Source organism: Corallococcus exercitus (assembly GCF_003611585.1).
GTDB lineage: Bacteria > Myxococcota > Myxococcia > Myxococcales > Myxococcaceae > Corallococcus > Corallococcus exercitus.
Map to the genome: position 1 here is coordinate 1 of NZ_RAVW01000347.1, position 10,604 is coordinate 10,604.

Genomic DNA, 10,604 nt, shown 5'->3' on the forward strand with positions numbered 1-10,604 from the left:
CTTATATCCACACGAGCCTTATCGTCGGCAGCGTCAGATGGGTATAAGAGACAGCTACGGGGGCGGGCTGGTGGGGGCGCTGGTCGCGACGACGTCGCAGGACCGAAAGCGCGCGGTGCACGCCATCGCGTCGCCGGGACTGGTGGTGACGTGGACGGCGGGCTACCTGCTCACGCTCCAGTTCCAGCTCGCGTTGACGGAGGCGTGGATCCTGGGCGGGTTGTCGCTGTCGCTGGTGTCGCAGCTCGCGCTGGTGGCCATGGCGACCCGTGAGCGGCGCACGCTGCCGGGAGCGCTGATGGCCGCCGTGCCGTTCTTCCTGGTCCTGGTGTTGATGATCTTCCGGCCGCGCTGGCCCTGGGTGGACACATGAGTGCGCTGCGACAGCTGAGGTGGGTGGCCTTCCTGGAGGGGATGTCCTTCCTGGGGCTGCTCTTCATCGCGATGCCGGTGAAGTACCTGCTGGCGCAGCCGCTGGCGGTGCGGGTCGCCGGCAGCGTCCACGGGCTCCTGTTCCTGCTCTTCGTGTCGTCCCTGTTCCGCGCGGCGTCCGAGCACGGCTGGACGGCGCGCCGTTCGCTCGCGGCGTTCGGCGCGTCGCTGGTGCCCTTCGGGACCTTCGTGCTGGACCGCGCGCTGCGGCGGGAGGAGCAGGCGCGGAGGGGCTGAGGCCACACCTGGACGGTTCAGCCCCTCACGGCGCCGGGGCGGCTTTACCGCTTGCCGCCCCCGGGGTGCGCTACGGGCGCGCGGCCTCCTGGGTGATGAGCATCAGCGTCAGGGCCGGCTGTGCCCTGTCGCCGGCGGCTTCGAGGTGGGGGCTGGCCGCGCGGGTCAGCTCCGCGGTGTGGTTCGCGAAGGCCCGGTCGACGGACTGCGCGATGGCTTCCGGGGAGCTGCTGGAGACGTCCTTGAGGATCAACTCCAACATGACGAGCCCCAGCATCGCCCCGTTGAGCTTGGACGCCTGAACGAGCTGCCAGAGGGTCGGGCGCTCGATATCCGTGTCCTCGAGCAACCGGTACAGGACCGAGTCCTCCGCGTCGACGATGCTCGCACGGTACCGGGTCCAGGCTTCGGTGGGATTGACGGGGGATTCGAGCAGGTTCGACAGCAGCTCCGAGGCGGCCGCGTCCGCGGCCGGCTGAAGCCCCGAGGCGCCTGCCTGCTGGAGGACGAGATGCACCGCCGCCCCGGTCGCGTGGATCTCCGCGAGGGACGGGTCGAACTGGCAGTCATCGCCGATGCATGCCTCCTTCGCGATCGCCCGGAACACCATGCCCGCGTCGCGCTCCGCCTTCTGATGCTCGAGCGCCGAGTGCATGGAGAGGGCGGCGTCCCACACGACGAAGAAATCCGCGTAGGCCTTCGCCGGGGAGGACGTCCCTGAATCCAGCGCGAGGTCCAACGTGGCGGCTGCTTGCCGGGGGGCGCTCAACAGCTCGGCCTTGTGGACGTACTCGAAGCCCGGCTTCGCGTAGGCGCGGAGACGCGCCTGCTGTGCCGCGCGCACCGCCACGCCGAGCGTCCGCAGCGCCCCCGGAATATCGCCGGACTTCTGGACCGCCTGGGCCCGGCTCGCGGTGAGTCGCAGGCGCAGGTCCACCGTGTCCACGTTCCCCGGCTCGACACCGTCGCGGACCATCTGGGTGTAGACCTCCGCTTCGAGCGCGGTTTCCAGGGTCATGGGCGGCGCCGTGCGCACGTCCTGGCCGGGGGCGGCCTCCGTGGAATCCAGGAGGGCGGAAGCCCGTGTCCCTCCACTGTTGTTCACCGCATCGAGGATGACGCGGACGTAGGGCTGATCCAGCTTCAGGCGGTACGTGCCCTGTTCGTCCACGTCCGTCTCGGCGAGCACCTTCGCCTGGCCGTCGACTTCCAGGATGCTGGCCCGGACCCGGAGCTCCTGACCCAGCGGACCGCCGCTGAGGGTGACGCGTCCCCGGATCTCGACCTCCTCGCCGGCGCGACAGGCGAACAGCATTCCGCACATCAGTCCAACCCGAACCACATCTCCAACATTGCGCATCCGCATTCGTGGCCACCCCAGGGGCGCTCCGGCCAGCGACCCGAAGGGCCCCCTGTAAGAGGACGCGAAGGAAGGCGAAACCCGGGGTCCAGATAGTTGCCTAGCGCAACGAAAAGGAACCCTCGGAGATGATCAACAGCTCCACGCCGGTGTTCGCCTTGGCTCCGAAGGGTGTCAGCGTGGCGGTGGCGTTGCCTCGCACCGCGGCGTCGTAGGTGGCGAAGGCGTTGACCACCGCCTCTGAGAGCGCCGTGGCGGACGCCTTGCCGGACTGCTCCAGGACGGTGCCCAGCGTGGTTTCGAGCACCGCGCTCGCCTGCGCTCCCGCGTGCACCGCGGAGTCGAAGGCGAGCTGGTTGCTGGTCGTGACTCCCAGGTACGCGCCCATCACGGACGCGCTGCCGCTGGTGGCGAGCTGGGCGTCGAAGGACGTCCAGGCCGTCGCGGCGGCGCTGGCTGACGTGGCGCTGGAGAGGTTCGTGCGCAGCGCCGTGGCCGCGGTGTTCGCCTGGGCCAGCACCGTGTCGGTGGCGCTGGCGGCCTGGAGCAGGGCCTTCACGGCGGCCTCGGTGGCGCGCGCCTCCAGCGCGGCGGCGGCCCGCACCGACGCGTCCGCGACCGCGATTCCTGCACCCGTCGACAGCCGCGCCTCCACCGCCATGCGATAGGCCACGCTGGCCTCGCGCTCCGCCTGCTGGTCCTGCGTGTCGCTCACCTGGGGCGTGGCCGCGCGCACCTCCGCGAAGAATGCGTCATACGCCTGCGCCGCCTGCCCCCCCGCGTCCAGCGCGGCATCCAGCTTCGCCGCCGCGTCCAGCGACGCGCTGAAGAGCTGGTCCTGCGTGACGACCACACCCGCGCGGGCATACGCCTTGATCCGGGTCTCCTGCGCCGCTCGCACCGCCGCGCCGAGCGCCTCCACCGACTCCGTCGCCGTCTCCTTGAGCTGGCCGCGCACCGCCGTCGCCTGCTCCACGTTCAGCCGCGCGCGCAGGTCCACCGTGTCCACGCCGTCCGGCGACTCGCCGTCCCGCACCATCTGGACGAAGACCTCCGCCTCCAGCGAGGACTCGCTGGTGATGGGCGGCGCCGTGCGCACGTCCTGCCCGGACTGCGGCGCCGTGGAGTCCAGCAGCGCGGAGCCCACCGTGATGCCTGACTTGTTCACTGCCTCGATGACCAGCCGCTGCCCCGCGTCGTCCAGCTCCAGCGTGTAGCTGCCGTCCGCCGCGACGTCGGCCTCGGCCAGCGTCTTCAGGTCGCCCGCCGCCAGCACGCGGCTGATCCGCACCGTGGTGGTGGCCGACGCCGTCCCGTCTCCCCCCAGCGCGGGCGCACCGTCGACAAGCCCCTGGGACTGCTGACCTCCGCCATTGGTCACGTGTCCCCGGACCTGCACCTTGTCCCCGCCACCACAGGCGGCGAGCCACAGACCGACGACTGCACCCAGCACCACTTCACCCGCGCGACGCGTCCGCATGTTTAGGGAACCCCCGCCGGGCTCGAACCCGCCTCGGCATTGGAGGGGGAATACACCCAGGGGAAACGCGGGATGCAAGCAGCCGGGCGTGTTGCCGCCCCACGCCGCCGTCAGCTCAGCTTTTCGAGCAGGCTCCGGAGCTCCGCCTGCTCCGCAGCGCTCAGGCGGCCGAGCCGCGCGCCGAACGCGTCCGACAGCAGCGCGAGGCCCCGCGACGTCACCTTGCGCCCGGCGGGAGTGACCTGCAGTCGGTGCCGGCGCAGGTCCGCGGCGTCGATCTCCCGGCGCAGGAAGCCCGCCGCCTCCAGCCGCTTCACGTACACCGTCACCGTCGGCTTGGGCATGCTCAGGGTCGCCGCCAGCTCCGCCGGGTAGGGGTGCTCCTCCACCTGCGACAGCACGAACAGCTCCTTCGTATCCAGCCCCAGCTCGGCGATGTCGGCGGAGACACCGGCGATGACCGACATCAGCAGGTTGTAGTTCAGCGACCAGATCTTCGCCGCGTCGATTTTCGACATGAGCCCTTGCGCGGTAATTGGTACAAAATTAAATCAGTTCAAGCCTGAACCAATCCGGCCTCCCCAAAAACGGTAACACATCCCCAGGAGTTCCCATGTCTCTCGACCACTACGTGACGCTCGGCCGCTCAGGCCTCCGCGTGAGCCCGCTGTGCCTTGGTGCGATGACGTTCGGTGAGGACCTCGGCTGGGGCACCAGCGTGGAGGAGTCCGAGCGGATCATCGACCGCTTCATCGAGCTGGGCGGCAACTTCATCGACACGGCGAACTTCTACACGAAGAGCCATTCCGAGAAGATCATCGGCGACCACGTCGGCAAGCACGCGGCCCGGCGCGACCGCCTGGTCATCGCGACGAAGTTCAGCGGGAACCTCTATCCCGGCGATCCGAACGGGGGCGGCTCCGGCCGCAAGTCCATCATCTCGGCCTGCGAGAACTCGCTCCGCCGCCTGCAGACCGACTACATCGACCTCTACTGGCTGCACAACTGGGACAAGCACACGCCCATCGACGAGACGATGGCCGCGCTCGAGGACCTCGTGAAGGCCGGCAAGGTCCGCTACCTCGGGGTCTCCGACACGCCGGCGTGGAAGGTCGTCGAGGCGAACATGACGGCGCGCTTCCGGGGCTGGTCCGCCTTCATCGGCTTGCAGATTGAATACTCGCTGCTCGAGCGCAGCGTGGAGCAGGAACTGGTGCCCATGGCCCTGGAGCACGGGCTGGGCATCACCCCCTGGTCTCCGCTCAAGAGCGGCGCGCTCAGCGGCAAGTACACCCGCGCGAACGCGGGCCAGCTGAAGGGCGACCGGGGCGCCTTCATCGAGCCCTACCTGAACGAGAAGACCTACACCGTCGTCGACGCGCTCGAAGCCATCGCCCGCGCGCATGAGAGCACCCCCGCGCGCGTCGCGCTGGCCTGGGTGATGGCGAAGCCGGGCGTGGGCTCCACCATCATCGGTGCGCGGCGCATCTCTCAGCTCGAGGACAACCTCAAGGCCGCCGACGTGAAGCTCACCGCCGAGGAGGTGCGCCGGCTGGATGAGCTCACGAAGCCCACGTTCGGGTTCCCGCAGAACATGGAGCCCATGTTCCCCGCCATCCACAACGGCGGGACGTCCGTGAATGGCATCCAGCTGCCGGCCTCCCCCTTCGGCGTGGAGAAGGGCGACAAGGTCTACTGACCGCGCTCACCGCCGGGGCCGGGGCCTTCCGCCCGGCCCCTTCGCGGGAACGAGCGCCTTCGCCTCTTCGCGCGCGAACGCGTCCGCCACGAAGTCCACGAACACGCGGACGCGGGGCGACAGGTGCCGGCGCTCCGGATAGACGACGAACACGTCGGGCCCCGGCGAGTGCACCTCGCCGAGCACGGCCCGCAGCTGTCCGGAGGCCAGCGCATGCGCGGCGACGAACTCCGGGATGCGCGCGATGCCCACGCCCTCCACCGCCAGCGCCAGCAGGGCTTCGTTGTTGTCGGACGCGAACGGGCCGGGTACGTCCACTGGCGTGCCATCCAGCCGCCAGGGGACGCGCTGTCCGTCGCGCAGGTAGGCCAGGCACGCGTGGCGCTGGAGGTCCGCCACCTTCCGGGGCGTGCCGCGCCGTCGCAGGTACGCGGGCGACGCGCAGATGACCGCGCGGGACGCTCCCAGCCGCCGGCGCACGAGCCGCGCATCCGCGCTCTCTCCCATGCGCAGCCCCACGTCCACGCGCTCCTCCACCAGGTCGATGAAGCGGTCCGTGAGCCCCAGCGCGCACTGGACCTGCGGGTACGCGGCGAGGAACGACGGCAGGCGCGGCACCAGCCAGTAGCGGCCCAGGTCCATGGGCGCGGTGACGTGCAGCGGACCCCGGGGGCCCTTCGACTCGCGCAACTCGCCCTGCGCCGCCTCCAACTCCGCCACGATGCGCTGGCCCCGCTCGAAGAGGGACAGCCCCTCCGGCGTCGGCTGGAGCCGCCGTGTCCCGCGCTGGAGGAGCAGCACGCCCAGCCGGCCCTCCAGGCGGCCCACCGTCTTGCTGACCGCGGAAGGGGACACGCCGAGCGCCCGGGCCGCCGCGCTGAAGCTGCCTGTCTCGAGCGTCCGCACGAAGGCGCCCAACCCGGCGAGCGGCTCCTGGATGAGGGTCATTCAAGAACTCTAGGAACAGGTCATGTGCCCGGCAAGCCACTACCCGTCCAGCGGGGAACAGTGCAGGTTTCCTCCCATTCACGGGAGCGGATCATGAAAGTCTTCGTGTTGGGCGCGACGGGGTACATCGGCGGGTCGGTGGCGGCGCGGTTGATGGCGGCGGGCCATCAGGTGGTGGGCACCGCCCGGACCGCGGACAAGGCGCGGGCGCTGGAGGCGCGCGGCATCCAGGCGACGGTCGCCTCGTTCGACGACCTGGGCGCGCTCGCGCGGCTGGCGAAAGAGTCCGACGCCGTCATCAACGCGGCGTCCGCGGACGAGCGCAAGGTGGTGGAGGCGCTGCTCGCCGCGCTGAAGGGCTCCGGCAAGCACTTCATCCACACCAGCGGCTCCAGCATCGTCGCCACCGACGCGGGCGGCGAGCTGACGGCCGGCGTGCACGACGAGGACACGCCCATCGAGCCCGTGCCGGAGAAGGTGGCGCGCATCTCGCTGGACCGGACGGTGCTGGACGCCGCGAAGGACGGCATCCACACGAACGTCATCTGCCCTTGCCTCATCTACGGCAAGGGACTGGGCCTGCATGAGGACAGCGTGCAGCTGCCGCCGCTCATCCAGTACGCGCGGGAGACGGGCACGGCGCGCTACATCGGGAAGGGGGAGAACGTCTGGTCCAACGTGCACATCGAGGACCTGGCGGACCTGTACCTCCTGGTGCTGGAGCGCGCCCCGGCCGGGACGTTCTTCTTCGCGGAGAACGGCGAGGCGAACTTCCGGGACGTGGTGACGGCCATTGGCAAGAGCCTCCACCTGTCCGTGGCCAGCATGCCGCTTCAGGACGGAGAGCAGCGCTGGGGCGTGGAGCTGGGGCGGCTGGCGCTCGCGTCCAACAGCCGCATCCGCGCGAAGCGGGCCCGCGCCCTGGGCTGGAAGCCGCACCGGCCCTCCGTGTTCGACGTGCTCGCGGAGCTGAAGTAGCCGCGGACCCGCGAGGGGCCCGCGGCCTTCTTCGTTCACGCGGTCTTCACGTCAGTCCGCCAGCATGAAGCCGACCTTGTACTTGCGTGCCTGCGCCGGGAAGCTGCGCGCCACCGCGTCCGCCACGTAGCCGGCGAGGTTGGGGAACACGTAGTCGCGCTCGGCGGCGGTGTTCAGGCCCAGCCACGAGGCCAGGGTCCAGCCGTACTGCTCCACCGTGAGCGTGGGAATCCAGCGGCCGCGCTCGTCGGTGGAGCCGTCCAGCGAACCCGACAGGTCCAGGCTGGGGAAGGTGCCGTAGAGCGCCTTGCCCGCGACGCGGTTGCCCAGGACGATGGCGTGGCCACCCCAGGCGTGGTCCGTGCCGCTGTCGCCGTTCTCCAGCAGCGTCCGGTTGAAGTCGCTCATGGTGAAGAGCGTCGCCTGCGGCGCGTTGGTCCCGAACGCGGCCTGCGTCTCCAGCAGCGTCACCGCCTGCTGGAAGGCGTCGAGCGCGAAGTCCAGCTGCGCCAGGAGCTTCGGATGGTCCACGTCCTCGTCATGGTGCGTGTCGAAGGAGCCGAAGCCCACGGAGAACACCTGGCGCTTGAGCCCCAGGCCCGCATTGCTCACCGGCATGGCGCCCGCCACCAGGTCGCGCACCACCTGGTAGAGCTGCGTGTGCAGCGTCCACTTCGCGGTTTCCTCCGGCGGCAGCGTGGGCAGGAAGTAGCCGTCGATGGCGTCGCGGGTGGCCTGGGGCAGCTGCGCCCACGCCGCGTCGCGCGCGGCGGCGCGGGCGGAGGCGAAGGTCTGCGCCGTGGTGAACACGCCCGCATAGGCCGTCTCCAGCACGTTGCCATCCTGCACCGTCATCACGTCCGCCAGCGCCGCCTGCTGGAGCAGGTCGAAGTCCGACGGCGGGGTGTTGACGGTGCGGAACGCGAGCGTGCCGTCCGGAGCCACCACCATGGGCTTGCGATCCACGCCCGCGCAGAAGCGCGGCTTGCCTCCGAACGACGTCACCTCCGGGTAGTCCGGCGGCGTGCTGGAGTTGAGCACGTGGAGCTTGTCCGCCGCGCGGCCGCCCCAGCCCGTCACCTTGATGTCGTTGGTGACGGCACTGGAGCCGGGGTTGGCCAGCGCGCTCGCCCACGCGTCCTGCTGGTCGCTGTGGGAGAAGAGGTTCTCCGGCACGGAGACCCCTCCGGCCAGGTAGTCCGCCTTGGTCAGCGGGAGCACCAGCGGGCCCACGTTGCACACGAACGCGGCGCGCCCTGCCTCGAAGTGCGCGCGCAGCTTCGACAGCGTCTTGGGCAGGGCGAAGGAGCCGGCGGCCATGCCCGTGGGGTTGATGAGGTCCAACTGGTCCGCCTTCAGCCCGATGGTGGGCCGGGCGGCCAGGTACTGCGCGTAGGCATTCGTCTCCCGGGGGATGAGGATGTTGTTGCTGTCATTGCCTCCCAGCAGGAAGACGCAGACGGCGACGCGGCTGCCGGAATAGCCGCTGGTGTTGGCGGCGTGGGCGTTGCCCACCCAGCGGGGGAGGGCGGCGGCGGCGGCCAGGAAGCCCAGGCCGTGTGTGGCGCGCCGGAGGAACTGGCGACGGGTGGTGGTCATGGGGTTCACCGCTGGATCTGGAAGGAGGGGGAGAGGAACGTCAGGTAGAGCCCGAGCTTCTTCTTGCGGATGGCCGAGTTCGCCCGGCTGTCACCCATGGCCGTCAGCAGCTTCTGCTCCAGCTCCGGCGCCATCGTGCCGTGCAGCCAGTAGCGGCCCAGGTACGCGACCAGGTCCGTGTTGGTGGCGGGCAGCAGGTCGTAGTCCACGGTGATGCCCGCGTTGACGGTGCTGGCGGAGTAGAGGAACTCGTGGAGGAAGTTGGCGCGGGCCGTGATGGTGGCCGTGTCCAGGATGGCGAACTCCGGTCCGACGAGGCCGTCCGCGCCCGGCAGCGGCGCGTTGGGCGGGTAGAAGCTGAAGACGGAGGGCGGGCGGGTCACCCACTGGTTCATCGCCTTGCTCCAGTTGCTCAGCTTCAGCCCCGGGTCCTTGGTGGCCGTGTCCAGCGTGGGGTCCAGCCAGCGGACCACGTTCGTGACGAACAGCGCGGGCGAGCGCAGGTGTCCGAAGCCGGGCCGCAGGCTCACGGGCGGCTGGGCGCCGCGCGCCTCGTTGTCCACCAGGATGGCGCGCACCACCGCCTGGAGGTTGCCGCGCGCGCCGGTGCCGTCGTTCTTGAAGACGTTGGCCACGCGCTGCACGTAGCCGGGCGTCGGGTTGCTCGTCACCAGGTGCTGGATGAGCTGCTTGCTGATGAAGGGCGGGACGTTGGGGTCGTTGAAGACGTTGTTCAGGGCCTGCGTCAGGTGCGTGGTGATGTTGCCGCCCTGCGCGGTGAGCACGCCCCGCAGCAGCTCCTGGCGGCTCGTGTCGTGGTTGTCGTTACACGGCATCAACGGGTTCTTGTAGTCGGGCGTGTTGATGGCGGCGCCCTTGGCCGGACAGGCGGTGGCGTTCCAGGTCCAGCCGGACAGGGTGTGCGCGAAGGCCTTCACCTGCTCTTCCGTGTACGCGCGCTGCCGGTTGCCGTTGGCGTCCAGCGCCGGGGTGCCGTCCAGGTTCAGCTTGTCCGTGCCCAGGGTGAAGAGCTGGAGCATCTCCCGCGCGTAGTTCTCGTTCGGGTCGATGGGGTTGCCCTTCGAGTCGAAGGCGCGGTTGTTCGCCATGTCCAGGTAGCGGCCCATGGCGGGGTTCTTCGTCACCTCTTCCAGCAGCACGCGGAAGTCGCCGAAGGCATGCTGCGACAGCAGGTTCATGTACCCCGCGAGCGCCACCTTGGAGTCCACGTACGGCGTCTTCGCGGAGTCCGGGATGCCGTTCTGGGAGACGACGAAGATCTGGCTGAGCGCGAACGCCACGCGCTGGCGGAGCTGATCCTCCCCCGTCACCGCGCGCTGGAAGAACTGCGAGCCCAGGTCCTGGGCGCTCTCCCCGTCGTACGGCGTGGCCGGCTGGAGCGCGAACTGCTCCGTGAGCGACTGGGTGATGCCCACGGCCACCACGTGCTCCACGGTGCCCACGGGCGCGGGGACCACGCCGCGCGCCAGCTTGGGGCCGAAGGAGGACTGCTCCAGGAAGCGGATGCTGTTCGCTTCGCTGGGCGTCTCCAGGGACTCCGCGGCCTGTTCGGCACGGCCCAGGACTTCCTGTTCGGGGGGAGGGGACTCTGCTGCGGAAGGCCCGTCGGCCTGTGTGCAGGATGTGGCACACAGGACGAGGGCCAGGGCGGTGCGACGAAGCATCCGGTTGCTCCTGGTGACTGCGGGGGTGATCGACCCCGGAAACGCCGGGGCCGCGACGTCACAAAAGATTCTAGGAGATAGGTAAATTCATTTAAAGCGGCTTTTTCTGGTAGTGCGGGAAGCATGGGACGCCGGAGGTTTTCCCCTGTCCCTTATACACATCTGACGCTGCCGACGATAAGGCCC

At 69.9% G+C, this 10,604-nt stretch carries 10 protein-coding genes; 4 read left to right on the forward strand and 6 right to left on the reverse strand.

The window, feature by feature from the left end:
• Positions 1-37 precede the first annotated feature (37 nt).
• Positions 38-373: a hypothetical protein gene (locus tag D7W79_RS46495; protein WP_120529066.1), complete on the forward strand. Its 336-nt coding sequence runs from the start codon at positions 38-40 to the stop codon at positions 371-373.
• A complete protein-coding gene (locus D7W79_RS31455) occupies positions 370-669 on the forward strand; it encodes a DUF3817 domain-containing protein (protein ID WP_120529067.1) in 300 nt (99 codons plus the stop codon). The genes D7W79_RS46495 and D7W79_RS31455 overlap by 4 nt, the downstream gene beginning before the upstream one ends.
• Before the next feature lie 70 nt (positions 670-739).
• Here D7W79_RS31455 and D7W79_RS31460 read toward each other — a convergent pair whose 3' ends face one another.
• The 3 genes from D7W79_RS31460 to D7W79_RS31470 form a co-directional block, all read right to left on the reverse strand.
• Positions 740-1,984, reverse strand: coding sequence for a hypothetical protein (locus D7W79_RS31460; protein ID WP_120529068.1), 1,245 nt, complete (start codon positions 1,982-1,984; stop codon positions 740-742).
• A gap of 145 nt (positions 1,985-2,129) precedes the next feature.
• Positions 2,130-3,509 carry a hypothetical protein gene (locus tag D7W79_RS31465; RefSeq protein ID WP_147442142.1) on the reverse strand — a complete coding sequence of 460 codons (1,380 nt, stop codon included), beginning with the start codon at positions 3,507-3,509 and terminating at the stop codon, positions 2,130-2,132.
• A gap of 110 nt (positions 3,510-3,619) precedes the next feature.
• Positions 3,620-4,027 carry a MarR family winged helix-turn-helix transcriptional regulator gene (locus D7W79_RS31470; RefSeq protein WP_171435138.1) on the reverse strand — a complete coding sequence of 136 codons (408 nt, stop codon included), beginning with the start codon at positions 4,025-4,027 and terminating at the stop codon, positions 3,620-3,622.
• A gap of 95 nt (positions 4,028-4,122) precedes the next feature.
• Between D7W79_RS31470 and D7W79_RS31475 the strand changes: the two genes are divergently transcribed.
• Positions 4,123-5,208: an aldo/keto reductase gene (locus D7W79_RS31475; protein ID WP_120529070.1), complete on the forward strand. Its 1,086-nt coding sequence runs from the start codon at positions 4,123-4,125 to the stop codon at positions 5,206-5,208.
• 6 nt (positions 5,209-5,214) lie between these two features.
• Here the strand turns inward: D7W79_RS31475 and D7W79_RS31480 are convergent, their stop codons facing one another.
• Positions 5,215-6,156: a LysR family transcriptional regulator gene (locus D7W79_RS31480; RefSeq protein WP_120529071.1), complete on the reverse strand. Its 942-nt coding sequence runs from the start codon at positions 6,154-6,156 to the stop codon at positions 5,215-5,217.
• A 93-nt stretch (positions 6,157-6,249) separates the two neighbouring features.
• Here D7W79_RS31480 and D7W79_RS31485 point away from each other — a divergent pair, with 93 nt between their 5' ends.
• Positions 6,250-7,134, forward strand: coding sequence for an NAD-dependent epimerase/dehydratase family protein (locus D7W79_RS31485; protein WP_120529072.1), 885 nt, complete (start codon positions 6,250-6,252; stop codon positions 7,132-7,134).
• Between the two features lie 51 nt (positions 7,135-7,185).
• Here D7W79_RS31485 and D7W79_RS31490 read toward each other — a convergent pair whose 3' ends face one another.
• Both D7W79_RS31490 and D7W79_RS31495 read right to left on the reverse strand, forming a co-directional pair.
• Entirely contained in the window at positions 7,186-8,733 is a 1,548-nt protein-coding gene (locus D7W79_RS31490) for a DUF1501 domain-containing protein (protein WP_120529073.1), read from the reverse strand.
• A 5-nt stretch (positions 8,734-8,738) separates the two neighbouring features.
• Positions 8,739-10,418: a DUF1800 domain-containing protein gene (locus D7W79_RS31495; RefSeq protein ID WP_120529074.1), complete on the reverse strand. Its 1,680-nt coding sequence runs from the start codon at positions 10,416-10,418 to the stop codon at positions 8,739-8,741.
• Between the last annotated feature and the right edge of the window lie 186 nt (positions 10,419-10,604).

Excerpts from the sequence above, each read along its gene's own strand:
- D7W79_RS31480 (WP_120529071.1), bottom strand. The coding sequence starts at position 6,156 with ATGACCCTCATCCAGGAGCCGCTCGCCGGGTTGGGCGCCTTCGTGCGG.
- D7W79_RS31490 (WP_120529073.1), bottom strand. The coding sequence starts at position 8,733 with ATGACCACCACCCGTCGCCAGTTCCTCCGGCGCGCCACACACGGCCTG.
- D7W79_RS31495 (WP_120529074.1), bottom strand. The coding sequence starts at position 10,418 with ATGCTTCGTCGCACCGCCCTGGCCCTCGTCCTGTGTGCCACATCCTGC.
- D7W79_RS46495 (WP_120529066.1), top strand. The coding sequence starts at position 38 with ATGGGTATAAGAGACAGCTACGGGGGCGGGCTGGTGGGGGCGCTGGTC.
- D7W79_RS31485 (WP_120529072.1), top strand. The coding sequence starts at position 6,250 with ATGAAAGTCTTCGTGTTGGGCGCGACGGGGTACATCGGCGGGTCGGTG.
- D7W79_RS31465 (WP_147442142.1), bottom strand. The coding sequence starts at position 3,509 with ATGCGGACGCGTCGCGCGGGTGAAGTGGTGCTGGGTGCAGTCGTCGGT.
- D7W79_RS31455 (WP_120529067.1), top strand. The coding sequence starts at position 370 with ATGAGTGCGCTGCGACAGCTGAGGTGGGTGGCCTTCCTGGAGGGGATG.
- D7W79_RS31470 (WP_171435138.1), bottom strand. The coding sequence starts at position 4,027 with ATGTCGAAAATCGACGCGGCGAAGATCTGGTCGCTGAACTACAACCTG.
- D7W79_RS31475 (WP_120529070.1), top strand. The coding sequence starts at position 4,123 with ATGTCTCTCGACCACTACGTGACGCTCGGCCGCTCAGGCCTCCGCGTG.
- D7W79_RS31460 (WP_120529068.1), bottom strand. The coding sequence starts at position 1,984 with ATGCTGTTCGCCTGTCGCGCCGGCGAGGAGGTCGAGATCCGGGGACGC.